Consider the following 19175-nt stretch of genomic DNA (forward strand, 5'->3'; position numbering starts at 1 on the left):
TGCCGGGTTAAAATTAGATAAAACTGCTGTGGCATTGTGTTTGCTCCCAAAAGAATATTGAGTTAACAACGAAAAATAGAATCATTATGAAAAAACTATTATTATTAGGAGCTTTTGCATTATTTGGAACAATCAATGCACAAAGCGGCTTTAAGCTTGGTGGTCATATTGGTGCTCCTGTAGGAGATGCCTCAAAAGTTTCAAGCTTCACACTTGGAGTAGATGCTGCTTATATGTGGAACATTATAAGAGGACTGGATGTAGGAATTGCATCAGGATATTCTCACTTTTTCGGAAAAGACAGATGGGATGATTTTGGTTTTATTCCGCTTGCTGCATCAGGAAAATACAAATTTGCAAGTGTTCCTTTGTTTGTAGGTCTTGATCTGGGAGGTGCTATTTCAACCAAAGATGGTGTAGACAGCGGCTTGTATGTTTATCCTAAAGTTGGTTATCAGATGTCTAATGCAGAATTGTATCTGGGATATCAGAATATCGGAAGTGAAAGAAGAGATTTTGACAGAGACAGAAGGATAGATTCAAATTTTGGTGCAATTAATTTGGGTATCAACTTTTTCCTTAAGTAAAATATTTTTTTAGTTATCATATCATACTCCAATTGCAAAGTTGAAGTTTTTTTTATTTTATTTTTAAATTTTATACAATTAAGTCTCGTTAAAGCGATTTTAGTCCATAAAACCTCAGTATTGATGAGTGATATTAATCATGTTAACAAATTTTAATATTGCAAATATCACTTATAAATTTGCACTCAGAAAATATTAAATAATTTAAAACATGAAAAAAATATTATTAGCAGCTGCAGTAGTAGCTTTTGGTTTATCAAACGCTCAAATCGCAAAAGGAACTACTTATGTATCAGGAGTAGTTGGATATTCTTCTACAGAAAATAACAATGATGATACTAAAGTAGAAAACTTCGCAGTTGTTCCAACGGTGGGTTATTTTGTTGCACCAAACTTGGCAGTAGGTTTAGGAGTTGGTTATGCATCAGCTAATGAGAAAGAAACTTTTCAAAATGGTTTCGATAAATATACTCAGTCTGCATTCGTAGTTGAGCCTTTCGTAAGAAAATACTGGACTTTAAGCGAAAAATTGTATATTTTCGGTCAGCTTTCAGTTCCTATGGAGTTTGGTAATGAAAAAATGGAAGAGAACTTAAATAACACTACAGTTTCAAACAAAGTAAACTATAATGCATTTGGTGTTTCTGTAAAACCAGGTTTAGACTATTTCTTAAACAAAAACTGGACTATTGAAGCAACTATCGGAGAATTCGGTTACAGTACTTTCAAATATGATGTTGATGGAGCGAAAAATGTAAACAATTTCAACTTCGGATTGAACCTTGCTAATGTAGGTATCGGTGTGAAATATGTTTTTGCTAAGTAATAATAATTTCTGAACATTTGTTTAGAAGTAAATATTACATTAAAATAATATAATAGTCTGGTAATTTTTGCCAGACTATTTTATTTTGCTATTGTTTAAATAAACTTGATTTTGCATTAATTATAATATTTTTTTAATGTAAAAGGTTGCCAGGATTCTTTTATATACCAACTGTTTTATGTTCGCAAGGTCGTTTAACTTCGTAGATCTTCGATTTCATTAAGCAAAGAACTCAAAGGGTTTTTCTTGTAAAGAGGTAAGTGCTTTGGATATACGAAAGCAAGCTGAAATCGTGGATACTAAAATCGAATAACTTGATTGACAAATAGAAACCTACTTGAGCTGAGAAAAAGGATTAATCGCCCGATACAAATTAGAGAAAGAAGAATCTCTGAAAATCGTTAAGAACCCTGAATGTGTGACATAGAGAGAGAAACGGAAAATTTCAATTATTTTATGCAAAAAACCCTACAAAGCTTTGAGCGATGCTTTTCTGATAAAACAAGATAATACTTTGAAAACAAACTGAAAAATATTCTGGAAGAAAAAGATAATACAGAAATAAAATTTCTCATTTTGTTGAATTTTTATAATAAATTAGTCAAAAAAAATTGCGTAAATTAAAAATCGTAAATATCTTTGTAAGAAACACGCAAAAAACAAATGAAGAAAAAGAATGCCAGTTTCTTATCAAATATTGACCCCAGAATTTATGTAAGCTTCGGAATAATCTTACTTCTTAGTCTCCTATTTCTTATATACCAGTACTTTCGTCATGTAGATTGTGAAAATGCAAACTATTACATTCATGCAGATGAATATATTGTCAATAAAGTGGTCGAATTCAATGACAATACAAAAGGAGCCACTTCCTGGGAATGGGATTTTGGCGACAGTACGGCAATAGACAGAAGACAGCGTACGCTTCATTATTATAAAAAGCCGGGAGAATATATTGTAAAGCTCAAAATTAATGGAAACTGCGTTCACGAAAAATCAGTGATCATTACCAGCATCAGTCAGCAGACAGGCTATCTTCCGATTATTATGGCTCCAGATGTAGCAACAGTAGGTGATCCTATATATTTCAACGCAGAAAAAGAAGGTGGGGAATCGTGGGAGTGGAGTTTTGGTGAAACAGCCAGTACAGATGCGCTGGGAAAATCCCCAGTTTATCGTTTCAAGACTACGGGAGATAAAAAAATAACCCTTATCGTTAATGGAGATGTAGAACATACCGCCGTAAAAACAATCTATGTAGCTCCAAAAACCATCAAAGCAAAACAGAAAATTGATATTAAATCATACGAGTTTGAGAAGCCTCATTCTGCGTTTTCATTGCCAATAGGAAGTGCACAGAAAGATCCGCTTGTCGATATGTTGCAATATATACCTGTTTCACCTAAAACAAAATCCAAAAAAGATTCTGTAATTGCGGTAAAAAAAGCACCGGAAATTTCCAATGAGCAATTTCAATTATTGCTTACTCAGGTGGCTGCACAGGCAAAAACAAAAGATGATTTTAAAGATTATCTCTGTGAAAAGTATGATATTCCTGTTGTTGCGAATGATAAGAAGTTAATTCCATTTGAACAGTTCTGTCAGAATATTGCAGGAAAAAAAATAAAAATCACAGCATTACGCCTAAACAAAGATGCTCATAACTGTATTCAGAATATCAATATCCAATACAAAGTCAAAAAATATTTGATTTGGATGAAGGAATAAAAAAAACTAAAAAAAAACACAAAACATTGAAGATGAATCAAACCAATACCTACAATCAGGAAGTTACCAAGGCGCTCAACATCGCTCAAAAAATAGGACGAGAAAACCTTAATGCTTATTATTCGGGTTCACATTTACTAAAAGCAATGCTCAACAGGGATTTATCTTTGTTAAAGCAATTAGAATCTTTAGGAGTTGATGTTTTTTATTTAGAAGAATGGGCGGAAGTACGCATAGAAGAACTTCCAAAATCGCCCAACAGATACTCTTGTGAGCCCGATGAAATTATAGACGAAATATTTGCAGAAGCAGATGCCGTTAGAGAACTATTGGCAGAAGAAGAAGAAATTTCTCTTTTTGCGGTAATGGTTGCCATCAGTTCGCCCGGAGTCGCCTTCAACTTCGATCAGATGAAAACCTTTCCGGTAACCCGAAACGAACTGATGAAAGAAGTATCTGCATTTGGAGGATCGGAGGAAAATATACATTTAGATTCATCTAAAAAAACAAGCAAAGGATTTTTACAAAAATACTGCATCAACAAGAAAGAACAGGTTAAAAAGAAGAACAAAAAAGAGCTTTTAGTGGGTAGAGATACCGAAATCAATAAAATCACCGAAATCCTCTGTCGTTTCAGCAAACAAAATGTATTAATTATCGGCGATCACGGTGTAGGAAAAACGGCTTTGATTGAAGGTTTCGTACTGAAAGTTTTGTTAAAACAAATCCCCGATATTCTCTCTGGATTGGAGATTTTTGAATTGGATATGGGAGCTTTGGTTGCAGGTGCCTCTTATAAAGGAGAGATTGAGGATCGTATCAAAAATATTGCTTTAGAAATCAAAACTGTTCCAAAAGCAGTGTTGATCATTGAAGAATTTCATTCTTTATTTGGAAGTCAGGGGTCGGATTCCGGTATTGTGAATCTGTTGAAAAGTGAGTTGTCCAACGGACTTACCATTATATCCACTTCTACGATTGAGGAATATACCAAAAAAATAGAAAAAGAACAGGGTTTAGCAGGGATGTTCGAGCTTTTGAAGCTAGAAGAAACCGATGACGAAATGCACTTTAGAATGCTGAAGCAAACATTACAAGAATACCAGATTCATCATAAAATCACGATAGATGATGATACGATGAACGAGGCTATCCGTCTTTCCAAACGATATATGAAAGAAAAAAGCCTGCCCGCATCTGCAATTGATTTAATAGATCATACGATGTCTGTTCTTAAAACTGCGGGAGAATCTTTTCTAAAGGAAAGAAACCATTTGGTGACAAAAATTATCCATCTGGAAGACAATACCAATAATTTTACGGAAGACGAGCGAAGAATGCACGCAGACTGGTTACTGAAAGATCTTATTGCAAAAACCAGATACCTGATCAGTACGGCAGATGAGCAGCAGGAAGAAAATGAGCTTCCGAAATTTGAAAGTACCGAAGAAGTTTTGAAATTTTCCCGGGAACTGATTGAAAAAACCGAAAAAATAGCTCAGGAAAAAAGAACGCATATTACCGAATTTGATTTAGGTTTAATTATATCTCAAAAAACGAATATCCCGATTGGAAAACTAAAAGAGGAAGAAAAGCAAAAGCTCAACGAGATGGAAGGTATCCTTGCCCGACGAGTTGTTGGGCAGGACCACGCAATAACAATAGTTTCTGAAGCTGTTTTAGAAACACGCTCCGGACTGAGCAAAGCCGGACAGCCCATCGGTTCTTTTTTCTTTTTGGGACCTACCGGAACCGGAAAAACCGAATTGGCAAAATCACTGGCGGAATTTCTTTTTCAGGACGAAAATGCCATTATTCGTTTTGATATGTCTGAGTTTAAAGAAGAACATTCTGCAGCACTTCTATATGGTGCGCCTCCGGGATATGTTGGTTATGAAGAAGGAGGTTTGCTTGTTAATAAAATAAGACAAAAACCTTATTCTATTGTGCTTTTTGATGAAATTGAAAAAGCACACGCATCGGTTTTCGATGTCTTTTTGCAGATTATGGATGAAGGAAAACTGCACGACAGATTAGGCAAAGAAGGAGATTTTTCTAATGCCATTATATTATTTACATCCAATATCGGTTCAGAGTTTATTGTAGAGTCCTTCGGAAAGGGACAAATTCCGCCGTCTTCAAAACTTCTGGAAATAATGAGCCGTTTCTTCCGTCCAGAATTTTTGGGAAGGCTTACCGAAACTATTCCTTTTGCACCAATCAGTAAAGACAATGCCCTGAAAATTTTTGAAATTCACCTTAAAAAAGAATTGCTGGATTTAGCTAAAAATCTAAACATTGAACTTATTATTAGTCAGGAAGCGAAAGAATATTTATCAACAGAAGGTTACGATATCAAATACGGAGCCAGACCTTTAAAAGGAGTTATCCGTGGAAGATTAAGAAGACCTCTTGCCAAAAAAATCGTTGCAGGAGAATTTAAAGAAGGTGATTCAGTAGAAGTTTTATTGGCAGATAATGACTTGATCTGGAGGAAATTGTAGTGAAATAAAAGATTGTATTAATTGCAATAAAATCTGATTATTATTCACAAACCATTGACAATTAATGAATATGAACATTGAATATGATTAATATAATGAATGATGATTCAATAAATAATATTGTATAATTCATTAATTTTAGTTGTTTGTTTAATTTTTCTTTAATTTTTAACCTAAAATTTTATTTATTGATAATATTTTACGGATAAATTGATATATTTGTTAAAACCAAATTTGATGAAATTTAATAAGCTATTTTACATAGTAATTCCTTTTATATTCTGTGTTATTGTGTTTTCCTGCGCTGGCAAAAAATACATCAGAGAAATTCCCTACAATTATTCGTCAGACACATTCTCTCAAACCGTTCAGAACCAAAAAGAAAATTCTGATCTCAATTATTCATTAATAGATGATAATCCGGATGGACTTAGTGATGATATTTTAAGGATTAAAGAAAAGTATTCCATTATTTTGGAAGTAATGCCGAAGGAGATCAGGGATTACAAATTGTATTCTTATCTGGATGAATGGATAGGCACTCCGTATAAGAAACAAACGTTAGAAAAGCAGGTAGGTGTAGAGGCATCGTATTTTGTTCAGGCTTTATACAGTGATATTTATAAAGAAACCTTTCCGAAAACTCCTGACGGAATCTTTCGTTCCAAATCAATTCAGCTTTTTACAGGAAGAACTTTTTTAAAAGAAGGAGACATCATTTTCTTCCGCTATGATAAATTCCGTCCCATTTCTGATGTGGGAATTTATCTTCATAACGACAGGATTCTGGCGTGTACAGCACAGGGTCTAAATATTTATGATTTTAACGACGAATATTTTCAGCTTCGCTATGTAGCAGCAGGAAGACTAAAAGAAAAGCAGTAAATGATTGAGCATATGAACAATATAGCAGATGTTATAAGAACGCTTGAACACGATATAAGAGCTGAAGTTATTATCAACAACCTGCAAGAAAATAATGATATTACAGAGGAAGAATACGTGATCTCTAAAGAAGGTCAGTTTTCCCGGGCATACCGTTTTGATGTTCTGGATTCCAGAATTGTAGATTATAATTATGACAGTACGCAGATGCTGAGTCTGGATCTCTCCAGAGACAGTATGTACGATATGCTGCCAGAAGGAATAACTCATTCGTCTAAAAATGACACCCTTGAAAAGGATGTAGATGTGATGATTCGGGAATATAAAAACCAGAAGAAGCAACAAAGATCGGCAAGGAAATTTTTTCAGCCCTTTGAAAACGAAATGTTCAGGTTTGGAGTAAATACGGAAAATTTTGAAAATGAATTTTTGTACGGACTCAATGGCAGTGCAGCACCGGAAATGTTTTATGATTTTTGGAATATCGACCGTCATTTTCCTCCTTTATTAGTTTCTAAATTTATACGGTTATTACCCTTTGCGTATAAAATCGTAGGAAATATTCCACTTGCTGTTCATATTCTTTCTGTTCTGCTGGAAGAATCCGTTGCTGTAAATGATAGAGATTATCAGGAATATGCAGATGAGAGTCAGGGTATTTCATTAGGTGAAACCCGTCTCGGTCTGGATAGTATTACAGGAACCCGTTATGACGATTATTCTCGCCATCTGGATATTAAGATAGGACCTTTGGAAAAATCATCTTTTACAGATTTTATCCACGATGGTAACAAAAAGAAATTTACCGAAATGTTTTATGAGCATTTCTTTCCGCTGGAGGTTGAAATAAAAACCATTATTGTTCTTCCAAGGCATAAGCAAAACTTTGAATTTAATACTGCAGAAGCACCCGTTTTGGGTTATAACACGAATATATGAACAAAATAAAGAAATATTTCACCAATTTATTCGATCCACAATTGCTGATCATCGTGCTTGTGGTCATTGCCCTGTGTATCATATTAAGTATGATATTTTCACAGAAAACATCTGATTTTAAAGAAAAGTATCGATCTAAATTTTACATTTATCTGTTTTCGTTTGCTTTTGTATATGCTATTATTGCACTATTAGGTTACAACAAGCTTTTGCAGGATAATAATCTGTATGAGTTTGTGTTTTATCAAATATGCTCTCTTATTATAGGAATTGTTCATTGCTATGCTTACAGGGGTTATTTTGAAAAATTCGGTTCTAAAAAACCAGGCAATGAATATCTCTTTGCCTTATTGTCAGTATGTTTTGCCTCGGTTCCTTTTATGCTCATTTATACATTTTTGAATGGAACTGATCTGGTTTATCTGATGCTGGGACATTTCATCGTATTTTTCATTCCAACTTTCCTTAACGATACTTTTAACCGTGCGATGAACATTCCTCCGAAAGTATATGTTACCTGGCAGTTTCCGGAGAATTACAAAGAAGCTGCAGGTGTAAGTGACGAAGAAATGAGAGATCTGGTCGTATTTACATTATTGATGGAAAAAGATAAAGAAGCGACTAAATACAGTGTTTACCGAGCCAAAGGACCTACCAGAATAGACTTTGGGAGATTATTTTACAATTTCGTTTTAGATTACAATGACCGTCATCCCGGTGAAGAGATACAGATTGAAGACGAAAATGGTCTTTTTGACTGGGTTTTCTTTCTGCAACCTAAATGGTATGAAACAACCAAATATATTGACCCAAAACTAACGCTTTATATGAACGGGATTGAAGAAAACAGTGTGGTTTTCTGTATGAGAACGGATCAGATGTTAGGTGAAAATAATACAATCCAAAAGACGGATTTTGAATACGATCAAAAAAAGGATAATGAACGAGTAGAAAAAAATGATTAAAAACAAATTGATGAAACGGAAACAATAGGATCTTAATAATAAAGTGCTAAAACGATGGAACGATATAAAACTTGCAAAATCACTCCAGGAAAGGTAAGTTTACAAGAACTTGCCGAATATTTCGGTTTGCTGCCCGAAGAACTCAGGTGGTTTCATAATCGTTTTTGTCCTTTACAGGATTTAATAGATCCCGAGATACAATCGCACGTAGATGTTATCTATGTTCCCGTTCCTGGAGTAGAAACAGGATATTTTGTTACAAAGAGAAAAAAGAAACCCTTTTATGAGAAAGTAAACACCTTAAATATTCCTAGGTCTTTTGAAAAGAGATATGGAATTGTACAAAAAGTGTATGAAAATGGAACAGAAAAACTAAAACTGCATTACGAAACAGAACTAAAGAAAACCAGCAAAGAACATTTTATTATCAGCCGAAAACCATTGTATATTAATGATAAGAGACCTGATATGGTAATGGAACAGATTGCCGATAAAGTAGGGAATATTTTTTATCCTTTACAACTTGAATTGTGTGAAAATGCCATGCTAAAGAATATTGCCAACTTCTCAGAAATACAAACAAGATGGAATTATAAAAAACAGCAACTGGCTTCGTATTACACAGGAGAAGTAGCAGAAAATTTTTTGAATACCATAGATAATCAGTTTGATTACAGAGGTAAAACCCAGTGTGGGATTTTAGATAGTTGGTTTTTTGTATTGTATTTTTTTCCATTGTATGAGACCTTTACAGATGAAAAAATGTACACCTTTCAAGTTACACTTCCTATTTTTCCTAAGCAACCCAAAGTTTTATTTGAAATTACGTTGAGTATAGATGAAGAAATTTCTGAATCCCAAAAATACATCATCACGGCAAAAGGAAAATGTATCGATGATAGAATCGCCTCCGAAATAGAAAACGGAAAAGCTATGCACAACCCCGAAATCAAAGGAGAAAAAGCAGAAGGAAATTTTGATTTTACATATAAGATGAATGCTAAAGACAATAGTATATTTGCTATTTGGGGAGAAACCAATTTAAAACTCAATACAACCCATCATAAAATCTCTTTTGAATGTTATGAGCAGATAGATTAGGAATCAATAAAAACACAAAACAATGAGCGAAAAACACTTAGTATGCCAAGGAGCCACCTGCAAATGCAATTTCGGAACAACCCCCGATAAATTGAAAGTACTTACTCAAAGCAAACGCTACATTAATGATAAAGACGGTAGTAAAAAACTCACCGCCACGCACAAAGACATTGGCAAAACCTTTGAAAAAAACACCTTTGGTTCTTGTGCCAAGATGAACAACAACCCTTGTCAAGTCGTAGTAACTGAATGGAGCGGCTACTATGAAAAAATTACGATAGAAGACAATGGTGGTAAAGCATTGTTGGAAGGCAGCAAAGCCACCTGTCCCATTGGGGGTAAAGATTGTATTACCATTATAAACCACGGACAAATCTGTGAAGTGAGTAAGCAAAATCTAAAGAACGCAAGACCAGAGGTGTTGGCAGAGCTATGCCCGTTTGTGGATTTTAAATCAGCATTAAATAATTCAGAAATGGATGAAGAAGGTGCTGATTATTTTTAATAAAAACACAGTAAGATGAATAAAAAAGGTATTTCACAAATAAAAGGTCCCTCCGAAATTAAGATTGGAGAAACGGCTTGGTATGAAGTCACTAGGATACATCGATTGGAAGACCAGTCCAAAGTAGTGACTGCAAAATGGGAACTTTCTAAAAGAGAAAACGGAAAGTGGAGAACACTACGTTCCAAAGCGGGAACTCCGTCCAAAATAGGAGCAAAAGTACCTGTTACAATTACTAATCCCACATTGGTAAATCAAGAGTTGCTAATAGAAGCCTATATTTATGAGGCAGAAAAAACCACACCACCAGGACTAAAAGTAAAGATAATGCCTGCTGTAAAAAAGAAAATAACAAGGGTAGAACTTTTTATGGCAGATGAAACCCCTATTACCAAAGATACCATACTGAAGTACAACCAAACCATAAAAGTAAAAGTATATACCCAAGCCATGCAAGGAGAAATGTTAACTTTATTACTTTACGAAGACGATGCAACAGGAGGAGGGCATCATGCCAAAAATGAGCCGAATAAAGTAGACGAAAAGACAAAAACTCTTGATGAAAACGGCTTTTTATGGCACGAGTTTAAGCTGCAACCCAATTTTTCTGCCATCGCCAATGCAATGATGGATGGTAGTAAAGATAAACTACACGAGTATTATGTAGTAGTAAAAACCGCCGAACACAAAAGCGTAAGCAAGAATGTAGAAGTAGAAAATCCAGACTATATAGTAGAACAAACCGTAAGTGGAGGAAAGCCACCAGAAGAAGAGAAAGTAATAGAGATAGAAGAAGTGGTAATTAAAGGCAAAAGGAAAACGGAGATAGGCGTAGACCCAATCCCACCATCTGGAAATAAAACTGTGGTGGTGGAAAACATTGAAATAGAAGATTTATTAGATGCCTACTTTGCCAAAGAAGAATACACCAAAGAAACTGATGAAAGTGCTGGAAACTACACGTATGCCTTCAAAAGTGTAAATAATAATATAGACAAAGACAAGATATCAGCCATCATAAAGAAAAATGTAGATAGTTCTATAAAAGCAGACAAAAAATACACTAAACTAGAAGCCATAAAGAATAGTTTAGTAAAAACTTCTTATGCCAAAGGGGAAACCATCTCTTTTGCCACCTATAAATTGGGGGCAGAATATAAAAGAATTAATAATGCACCATTAGAAGAAGAGGTATATGTGGTAGCTTCTACCATGAATTTGGACGGCAAAGAAGTAAGCCTGAATATTTATGAAAAAGACGAGGTGTTAAAAGGTAAATTTGAGATAATCCCAGTATTGGAAGCCAAGGAAAACGGATCAGAGCTTACGACTTTAAAAGCGACTGTAGAAAAAGGCATCGCCAAAGTAAAAGTAAAACTACGCCCAAAATCTGATGAAGATCTTAAAAAATGGAAGGAAAAACTACAAGGCGTAAAAGATGGTTCCCATACCTATACCTTTGGAGGAAATAACGATATCTCTACCGAAGCCAAGAAGAAAAGCGTAGCACAAGTTATTATAGGCAAGGTAAAACAGCAATTAGCAAGTAGTAATAAATTTGCTAAAGCGGAAGATATTGTAACCGCTTTCAACAAGATACCAACCAAAACATCTTACGGTAAAGACGAGCAAATTACCTTTGATGTATATAAAACCATTACCGAACAATGGTGGCTAAAAGCCAAAGTTACAGGAACAAAAGAACACAACAAAGAGTTCTTGAAAGAAGATGGGAAGTATTTTACGATTGGGGGAGGAAAATGTGGTTGTAAGATTGATGAAGATTTTTTCTTTACAAACTATAATATAGAATTTCCTAATAAAGATAGAAATAATAATGTAATTCCGATGAGTGAAAACACTAAATCAAGTTTGAGAAAAATGTTTGAATCTACATCGGAATATTATGCAAATGAAAAAAGATGTTGCAATTTAAAACATATTGCATATATGCTAGCAACAGCAAAATTAGAAACGGCTAATACTTTTAATCCTATAAATGAATATGGAGGGAATAGTTATTTTGAAAGAATGTATGACCCAGTCCTTGGAAAAGATTCTAATAGAAGACAAATGGCGAAGGATAATGAAAATACAACACAAGGAGATGGAGTAAAATATCATGGAAGAGGCTTTGTTCAACTAACATGGAAAAAAAATTATAGAAGGATGAAAGAAAAATTTGGGGTTGATTTAATTAATCATCCTGAAAAAGCATTAGAACATGAATTAGCAATGAAAATAATGATTTATGGAATGGAAGAAGGTTCTTTTACGAATAAAAAATTAACAGATTACATCAATGAAAGCAAAACGGATTATCTTAATGCAAGAAGAATTATTAATGGTACAGATAGAGCTTCCGACATTAAAAACTATGCAGAAAAAATAGAAAAATGTCTAAAAATAGAAGAGTGTAATTGTAATGGAGAAAGCCGTTCGAATAGCGATGTGAATAGCAATGTAAATATTCATTTTGTAGGTCAGTCTGCACATGAAGAAGCTGTTTCTCAAAACTCAAGAAGAATATTACAAGAAGTTGGAGAAGCAACAAATAATTTAGATATTTATATAACAAGTACAGCTAGGACTCCATATGATCAAGCCAGGATTATGTATGACAATTGCAGAAGCGATTTACAAGAACAAAGAAGAACATATTTAGGTCCTGGTCAAAGAGTGATAGATGTTTATGTTGCTAATCAAAACAAACCAAGGAATACAGTAATAAGTTTAATGGAAGCAAAAATTAATGAATTGGGACCTTCCACAGTGTCAAGGCATTGTGCGGATCATAATGTTTTAAATGTTTTTGATATTTCGATTAGGAGATTATCAAATTCAAATAATTTTTTAACAAATTTACAGAGCCGAGCAGAAGTTTCTCAAGTATTAATAGAAAATGGTGTTTATCATGTTGAAATCCCACAATAAGATGAAATATGTTATATTAATTTCTTTTTTGTTGTTATTTATACAATGCAAAGGACAAAATTCAAGTGAAGAAGTAAGGACTAGTAAGAATGATACCATAATTTTATCGTCAGGGATTTATGTTCTAACACCTAATGATAAAGAAATCAGGGATTTAAAATTAAAACATGGAGATGAAAATTTTTATGTAATAGCAGACGATGCCAATTATTATATGGCTGAAATATCAGGATTATCAAAAATCAAGATAACATATCCTAGGTTTTCAAAATTAGTTTTTAAAGAGGAAGGCTTTATTTTAGATAAGTCAAAATATGATAATAATTGGTTGGTTATAGATTATCATAAAGGAGATAAACCAAAAATTTATTCTTTGTTAGATTATTATTTGTCTCTGAATGAAAAAAGTAAATCAAAAGAAAGTACTAGTACAAAATCTATTAAGACCGAAGGCTCGTCATTGGTTGTTAATAATAAATACTTTGATGATTTAATAGTTAATGCAATGTCCTTAACCACAAATTTAGAAATAATAGATGAAACACAGTTTTACTTAATATATGAATATAGTGCTTCTGCAACCAAAATGAAGCAGGTATATAACTTTAATTGTGTTAATAGTAAAGTATATCTGCTATCAAAAGAAATACTAAAATATGGTTTACAAGGAGCTAGTTTTAATAAAATATATTTAAAAAATTATATTTTGGATGATAAGAAATTAAGTGATTTAGAAGACATAGGAAGTTCGATTCCTTCAAATTTTTTACCAGCAAAATCACTTGCCTATACTCAATTGTTGGATAACGATTTTCATAAACTAGGAATTATAAAATATAACCGAACCAACGAAGAAAGATTTATGAACTATAATCTAAATAATACAGATAATATTAAACAGTTTTATATAGAAAATATGGATAAACTTAATAATACCGCCTATTATTTCGAACAATCCAAAAACTACAAAGAATCTATATTTCTACTAAAAGAAATAATAAAAAAAGAACCAAACAGAGTTGTAGCTTGGTTAAACATAGCCGATGCATATTGGGGAAATAACCAAAAAAAAGAAGCTAAAGAAGCGTATCAAAAGTATATTTCATTAATGAAAAGTCAAAAAAAAGATTTGAAAAAAATTCCACAGAGGGCACAAGAAAGGAGCAAATAATTTTATGAAATTTGAACAAGAATGACAATGCCGAAGAAGATTATATGAAGACTAAATTTGATGAATCCACCCAAGGTAATCCTATAACTAATTTATATTATTATGAAAATTAAATATCAAATCTTACTTTCTACTTTATTTTTTTCAGTAATAAATTGTAAAGGGCAAAACGATAATGAACGTATTAATAATATTGATAGTACTAAAAAAAGCAACTCAAAATTAATCTCTAAACATGATGATTCGTTCAACATTAATTTTCTTGACAAAAAATATCAGATAAATGGTTTCCATTTACCAGATGATGCGCCACCTTACCCATCTTATAGCTACTCTGACGATAAAATTGGCGTGTTTAGCGTAGATTACATAGGAAAAACAACTGGAATACAGAATTTCTGGGATGTTGGCAACAAAAAAGGATATTTTTCTAAATTTAAAACCCCTCAAGAAGCAGCCTATTTATCAGATGAAATAAAAAAAAGAATAGATTTAAAAGATTATTATATTTTAGCGTCATATATTCCTAGCAAATATATTTCGTATAACGATAATGCGGATGGTGAATTTGATTTAAAGCCAAATGCATTAACCTATTTTTATTTATATGTCGACAATAATTGGAAATTAATACACATAATGAATGCTGATGCAATTCCCATAGATAATATATTAAAATTTAAAACTAGTATAATACAAAAAGAGCTGGTTGGAAGTAACACTAGTACTTGGCGAACAAATTGTAAAGAAGGTTTTACATATATTAAAATCAATGGAAAAAATGCTTCTCTAGTAGTGGCATCCAACCAAATATATATTGATCTAGTAGAAACAAAAAGATATGATTTTGAAAAAGGGATAGCTTATAAATTAGAAAAAATACCTGAAGACATGGGAAGAGGCGGAATGGGATTGAATTGGGAAGAATATATAAATGATAAGCCTATTGTATATGTTAAAATGATTGATGATAATCATATGTACTTTTACTGGTATGGTTTTTATAATAAGAAAACAAAAAAAGAGAGTTTTTAGAATCCGATTTTAACGTTGAGAATAAATCAAAAGATATTATTTTGACAAAATGTGAATAGAAGAGATACTAAATGATTATTTATAAGATGAAACAATTATCCATATTTATATTGTTTTTTTTTGATGCTTAATTGTAAAAAAAACAATGCTACAATATTAAGCATAGATAATAACGTAAAACAAAAGACTAATCAGAGTAAAATAAAAGTATATAACTCTTGTGAAGAAATTATAACAGATATTGTAAAATCAAGCAATGCAGATGCAGTTAGAAATTACAAAAATTTGTTCGTTAAAATTGAAAGCTCAACAAAGGAAAAAATTACAATTAAGCTATATGTTATTAATGATGTTTCAGAAGATCCTTCGGTAAGAAAGCTTACGGATCAAACAGTAGGATGGGTAGAATTTTTTCCCCCAACATACATGTTACAAGACATCACAAATGATATTGAAACCCCTGAAAATTTGACATATGATAAAAGTTTTTAAAAAAATTGGATATTATAGAGCTATGCTTTTTTATAAAAACAAATAAGGATATAAAAAAAAAGAAAGTAGAAGAAACTAATTCACATTGTTATGAAGTGAATGATGAGAAAATTATGTTTTTTCAAAGATATGTGATTATGAAGATATTGAAGATATAGGTTTTTTATACAAGAAAATTTTAGAAAAATAAACCTGATGATTTACTTCAAGAAATCCCGCAAAAAGACATAATATATTCAACACAAAAAGTTCATAAAATTCAGTATTTAGTTTTATCTGATACAATAAAAATTCGTCAATTTTTTGGCGGAGGAGAAACAGAATATTTAATTTACAAAAAAAAGAATAAAGGAGTAATAGAAGAAATATCAATGCCTGATTAATTCAAAAGTGTGGTATATCCAGTTGCTATTTGATAAGAAAAAAATAATCTTTAATGAAAAAATAAAAATTCCATGATAGAAAAATTAAACCACTTTCCCGTAAACTGGATAGACGGGATGAAAATTAATAAGACCCATTTCACAGAAGTACAAAATTTTGTAAGCGATTCTGTACGGGATGCAGTGGGTGTCCATACTTCAATGATTGGTTATGGACTTTTACCTGTAAAAGATCCGGTTAAAATCAATTTAATTATTGATAATCATAAACTTTTGCGAATAAAAGTAGAAGAATGCCACGCCATTACTCCTAACGGTTCTAGAATAGAAATCGGAGAAGGAACATCAGAAAATCTCAGTCTTTCCATTCCCTATCCGGAAGCGGTAAGAGAACTGAAAGACAATGAAGAAGCTGTTTTGCTGGCGTGTATTTCGGTCAATCCTTTCAAAAGAACTCCCTATGGTGAACCAGATCCTGAAGAAAACCCGCCAAGGTATCCGTATACACTTCCCGAATATACATTGAATCTTATCCCGGAAGATGAGCTGAAAAATACTGTAGGATTCGGTACCTATTATCTGACTATCGGTAAAATATTAGTGAAATCTGGCGAGTCTAAGATTGATGAAAATTACATTCCTCCTTGTGTGACGGTTTCCAGTCATCAAAAGCTTCAGGAATTACATACCGAGATTGATCGTTTTTATGGGCAGATTGAGCAGTACGCAGTACAGATTGCTCAAAAAATATATGCCAAAAAGCAGAACAATGCACTGGCAATGATGATGGAATTGATGGCAGACAAAACCTTAAACTATTTGGGGATGGAAATCAATAAACTCCGTTGGCTGTCTCCTCATTCTTCGCCTGCCGAAATGCTGGTGTCTGTTGTTGCTTTGGCAAGGGTGCTGAAAAATTTTATTGATGCACGTTCTGGTGCCGGAAAAGAAGAATTGCTAAATTATTTCGCTGAATGGTGTAATGTGAGTCAGGGAGATTTTGAAATTATTTTCACGGAAGCCATTAATACCGATTACGTTCACAATCAGATGGATGTGGTTATTGCTAAAGTAATAAAGTTTATGAAAACACTGGAAGAACTGTACGCTGTGTTGAGCAGACTGGATTATATTGGCAAGAAAAGAGATGGAAGTATTTTCGTTTCTGAAAACACCGATGAAAGAGACGCCGTTATCCACGCAAAAAGAAGCCGTACATTTTTGGCAGATTAAATACTATAAATTCAAAACCCTAACCTATTGATATGGAAGTTTTAAATAAAACACAACGAAGAAGTGCTTATTGGTTTTTTGTGTTGTTTTTTCTTATTACCGTTGCCGTGCTCATTACTGCCGTTTTCTTTAACGCCTATTTTCCCTTTAAGGAAAACAGTCTTCTGAAAACGGAAAATGCTAAAATGAAAAAAGAAATGGAGACTCAGGAAAAATTTTCTTTCCAGCTAGAGAAAGTAAAACTAGCGGTAGATTCTATCGGAGTTCCCGGGCAGAATGATTTTTTTAATGAAAAACTGGGACTTTCTATTTTGGCAGATATGTATAAGCAACTCCCGAAAGATACTCTGAAGAACAAAAATATGTACAACAATACCATTATGACCTATAAAGATTTGATTGATGCCAAAAAACAGATAAAGCAGCTTTCGGGAAATCAGGCATTAATGGACAGCTTGAGTACCATTAATAAAACGTTGAAAGAAGAGTATGATAAGATGAAAACCGATCTTGAGGTTTGCAGACAATTGTATCAGGCACAATAGGAATGATGATGAATTTTAAAAACAATGTTCTTTTTTGTTTTTTCTTAATCTGTTCGGGTTGGATCAATGCTCAGAACAAAAAAGTCGATTCCACAGAATTTGCGCATTTCGATTGTGATATTACACAGACTAAGCAAAGACTGAACAAGCGCTTTTTTGCCAGCACTCCTTCACTCCAGTTGAGGGTTAATAATGATGAATTTACTTACACGACCATTCAGTTTGGAAAAAGAAAAAACAAGATCTATTTGTACTTGAAGATATTGGCAGATAATGTATGTATCAAAAAAGACAAAAATGTAGATGTCTATTTTAAATCAGGAGAGGTGATCACTTTAAAAAATGAGTATCCGCTTAACTGCGAAGCTTTCTTCGCAAAGCAGATGAAAAAGAAAGAACTTCAGAAATTAAAGGATAATGAGATCTCCCTAATCAAAATATATACCTACAAAAAGAATTATGAGATGTATGTAAGTGAGGTTCAAAATCAGGACATCCACCATTATATTGACTGTCTGTCTGCTTATAAGGTTAAAAAATCTGATGAAGTAAAGCTGAAGAACAAAGATAAAAGAAGCAAGAATAATGACTATCAACCATCAACAGACAACTATCAACCAAAAGAACAATGAGTCCACTACCAGAGCTTAATCTCAACTTAGGAATGACCAATAATTCCGGCTCTCCATTTTACGGAGGGAACGGAGAAGAAGGTGTTATAGTACGTACCGATTCGGGACTGAAAAAACACACCATCAAACTTATTATCTCAGATCAGGAAGCTGGTAGTGTTTTTCTTAAAATAGGCGAAAAAGAAATTGAAGTTCCTACTTACAAACTCACCTTAACCGATGACAAGACTGAGGAAACAGAAGCGTATCAGGTAACAAGAGACACCCTTGGTTTCGTTAAAAGCAAGACTAAAAAAAGTTTTTTGTCATTTTTTGGGTTCAAGCGTTTTGATAAAACCTCTTTTCTGTATGATACTATTGCCTTTGAACCTCAGATAGAAGACATTGAAAAATTTGATATTTCAAGACACCGGAAATTAACCCACGATCTTTTGACCTATGAGCTGGAAAGAGACGGGCAAAAAGTAATGCTGTACGCAGGAAATATTAATGAGTTTGCTAAGCAAGACCATATCAGCCAATATTTTATGATTGTGGATAAAGATGGCGGAAAGAGCTTTATTGGAGACATTCTCTTTCGTGAAAAATTTTTGAAGCTTACTCCCAAAGTGGAACTTCATCTCATAAAAAGAAAAAAAGTGCCTAAGAATTTTGAATACGACGATAAAGGAAAGACCAAAAAAGTAATGTATATCTAAAAAATATTAGAA

17 protein-coding genes are annotated in these 19175 nt (G+C 33.1%); all 17 read left to right on the forward strand.

The features are described from left to right. Positions 1-86: 86 nt before the first annotated feature. The 17 genes from AC0NBN_RS17770 to AC0NBN_RS17850 all read left to right on the forward strand — a co-directional run bounded on the left by AC0NBN_RS17770 (position 87) and on the right by AC0NBN_RS17850 (position 19163). Positions 87-587, forward strand: coding sequence for a hypothetical protein (locus AC0NBN_RS17770; RefSeq protein ID WP_143883593.1), 501 nt, complete (start codon positions 87-89; stop codon positions 585-587). A 211-nt stretch (positions 588-798) separates the two neighbouring features. After that, the gene (locus AC0NBN_RS17775) at positions 799-1413 is read left to right on the forward strand and encodes an outer membrane beta-barrel protein (protein ID WP_160813037.1); all 615 of its coding nucleotides are present in this window, start codon (positions 799-801) and stop codon (positions 1411-1413) included. Positions 1414-2076: 663 nt separating this feature from the next. After that, complete coding sequence (locus AC0NBN_RS17780) at positions 2077-3141, forward strand: PKD domain-containing protein (RefSeq protein ID WP_160813036.1); 1065 nt, start codon at positions 2077-2079, stop codon at positions 3139-3141. A gap of 32 nt (positions 3142-3173) precedes the next feature. Beyond that, a complete protein-coding gene (locus AC0NBN_RS17785; protein ID WP_160813035.1) occupies positions 3174-5645 on the forward strand; it encodes an ATP-dependent Clp protease ATP-binding subunit in 2472 nt (823 codons plus the stop codon). A gap of 237 nt (positions 5646-5882) precedes the next feature. Continuing rightward, the gene (locus tag AC0NBN_RS17790; protein WP_160813034.1) at positions 5883-6530 is read left to right on the forward strand and encodes an NlpC/P60 family protein; all 648 of its coding nucleotides are present in this window, start codon (positions 5883-5885) and stop codon (positions 6528-6530) included. 12 nt (positions 6531-6542) lie between these two features. Continuing rightward, the gene (locus tag AC0NBN_RS17795; RefSeq protein ID WP_160813033.1) at positions 6543-7469 is read left to right on the forward strand and encodes a type VI secretion system baseplate subunit TssG; all 927 of its coding nucleotides are present in this window, start codon (positions 6543-6545) and stop codon (positions 7467-7469) included. Then, positions 7466-8434: a TssN family type VI secretion system protein gene (locus AC0NBN_RS17800; protein ID WP_160813032.1), complete on the forward strand. Its 969-nt coding sequence runs from the start codon at positions 7466-7468 to the stop codon at positions 8432-8434. The genes AC0NBN_RS17795 and AC0NBN_RS17800 overlap by 4 nt, the downstream gene beginning before the upstream one ends. A gap of 54 nt (positions 8435-8488) precedes the next feature. After that, on the forward strand, positions 8489-9535 hold the full coding sequence (locus AC0NBN_RS17805) for a hypothetical protein (RefSeq protein WP_160813031.1): 1047 nt from the start codon (positions 8489-8491) through the stop codon (positions 9533-9535). A gap of 22 nt (positions 9536-9557) precedes the next feature. Continuing rightward, positions 9558-10040: a DUF4280 domain-containing protein gene (locus AC0NBN_RS17810; protein WP_160813030.1), complete on the forward strand. Its 483-nt coding sequence runs from the start codon at positions 9558-9560 to the stop codon at positions 10038-10040. A 15-nt stretch (positions 10041-10055) separates the two neighbouring features. After that, positions 10056-12974: a hypothetical protein gene (locus AC0NBN_RS17815; protein WP_474468990.1), complete on the forward strand. Its 2919-nt coding sequence runs from the start codon at positions 10056-10058 to the stop codon at positions 12972-12974. Between the two features lies 1 nt (position 12975). Further along, positions 12976-14145 carry a tetratricopeptide repeat protein gene (locus AC0NBN_RS17820; protein WP_160813029.1) on the forward strand — a complete coding sequence of 390 codons (1170 nt, stop codon included), beginning with the start codon at positions 12976-12978 and terminating at the stop codon, positions 14143-14145. A gap of 102 nt (positions 14146-14247) precedes the next feature. Further along, complete coding sequence (locus AC0NBN_RS17825) at positions 14248-15180, forward strand: hypothetical protein (RefSeq protein WP_160813028.1); 933 nt, start codon at positions 14248-14250, stop codon at positions 15178-15180. A 123-nt stretch (positions 15181-15303) separates the two neighbouring features. Then, entirely contained in the window at positions 15304-15672 is a 369-nt protein-coding gene (locus tag AC0NBN_RS17830; RefSeq protein WP_130913097.1) for a hypothetical protein, read from the forward strand. Between the two features lie 455 nt (positions 15673-16127). Beyond that, complete coding sequence (gene tssK, locus AC0NBN_RS17835; protein WP_160813027.1) at positions 16128-17288, forward strand: type VI secretion system baseplate subunit TssK; 1161 nt, start codon at positions 16128-16130, stop codon at positions 17286-17288. A gap of 32 nt (positions 17289-17320) precedes the next feature. Then, positions 17321-17833: a type VI secretion system TssO gene (tssO, locus tag AC0NBN_RS17840; protein ID WP_130913099.1), complete on the forward strand. Its 513-nt coding sequence runs from the start codon at positions 17321-17323 to the stop codon at positions 17831-17833. Continuing rightward, positions 17806-18465: a hypothetical protein gene (locus AC0NBN_RS17845; protein ID WP_160813026.1), complete on the forward strand. Its 660-nt coding sequence runs from the start codon at positions 17806-17808 to the stop codon at positions 18463-18465. Before tssO ends, AC0NBN_RS17845 begins: the two co-directional genes overlap by 28 nt. After that, positions 18462-19163, forward strand: a complete 702-nt coding sequence (locus AC0NBN_RS17850) for a hypothetical protein (protein WP_130913101.1) — start codon at positions 18462-18464, stop codon at positions 19161-19163. The genes AC0NBN_RS17845 and AC0NBN_RS17850 overlap by 4 nt, the downstream gene beginning before the upstream one ends. The last annotated feature ends 12 nt before the right edge of the window (positions 19164-19175 follow it).

It is taken from the genome of Chryseobacterium sp. L12 (assembly GCF_056133985.1).

What these genes read in the sequence shown, in the direction of transcription:
- AC0NBN_RS17770 (WP_143883593.1), top strand. Translation starts at nt 87, where the DNA reads ATGAAAAAACTATTATTATTAGGAGCTTTTGCATTATTTGGAACAATC.
- AC0NBN_RS17775 (WP_160813037.1), top strand. Translation starts at nt 799, where the DNA reads ATGAAAAAAATATTATTAGCAGCTGCAGTAGTAGCTTTTGGTTTATCA.
- AC0NBN_RS17780 (WP_160813036.1), top strand. Translation starts at nt 2,077, where the DNA reads ATGAAGAAAAAGAATGCCAGTTTCTTATCAAATATTGACCCCAGAATT.
- AC0NBN_RS17785 (WP_160813035.1), top strand. Translation starts at nt 3,174, where the DNA reads ATGAATCAAACCAATACCTACAATCAGGAAGTTACCAAGGCGCTCAAC.
- AC0NBN_RS17790 (WP_160813034.1), top strand. Translation starts at nt 5,883, where the DNA reads ATGAAATTTAATAAGCTATTTTACATAGTAATTCCTTTTATATTCTGT.
- AC0NBN_RS17795 (WP_160813033.1), top strand. Translation starts at nt 6,543, where the DNA reads ATGAACAATATAGCAGATGTTATAAGAACGCTTGAACACGATATAAGA.
- AC0NBN_RS17800 (WP_160813032.1), top strand. Translation starts at nt 7,466, where the DNA reads ATGAACAAAATAAAGAAATATTTCACCAATTTATTCGATCCACAATTG.
- AC0NBN_RS17805 (WP_160813031.1), top strand. Translation starts at nt 8,489, where the DNA reads ATGGAACGATATAAAACTTGCAAAATCACTCCAGGAAAGGTAAGTTTA.
- AC0NBN_RS17810 (WP_160813030.1), top strand. Translation starts at nt 9,558, where the DNA reads ATGAGCGAAAAACACTTAGTATGCCAAGGAGCCACCTGCAAATGCAAT.
- AC0NBN_RS17815 (WP_474468990.1), top strand. Translation starts at nt 10,056, where the DNA reads ATGAATAAAAAAGGTATTTCACAAATAAAAGGTCCCTCCGAAATTAAG.
- AC0NBN_RS17820 (WP_160813029.1), top strand. Translation starts at nt 12,976, where the DNA reads ATGAAATATGTTATATTAATTTCTTTTTTGTTGTTATTTATACAATGC.
- AC0NBN_RS17825 (WP_160813028.1), top strand. Translation starts at nt 14,248, where the DNA reads ATGAAAATTAAATATCAAATCTTACTTTCTACTTTATTTTTTTCAGTA.
- AC0NBN_RS17830 (WP_130913097.1), top strand. Translation starts at nt 15,304, where the DNA reads ATGCTTAATTGTAAAAAAAACAATGCTACAATATTAAGCATAGATAAT.
- tssK (WP_160813027.1), top strand. Translation starts at nt 16,128, where the DNA reads ATGATAGAAAAATTAAACCACTTTCCCGTAAACTGGATAGACGGGATG.
- tssO (WP_130913099.1), top strand. Translation starts at nt 17,321, where the DNA reads ATGGAAGTTTTAAATAAAACACAACGAAGAAGTGCTTATTGGTTTTTT.
- AC0NBN_RS17850 (WP_130913101.1), top strand. Translation starts at nt 18,462, where the DNA reads ATGAGTCCACTACCAGAGCTTAATCTCAACTTAGGAATGACCAATAAT.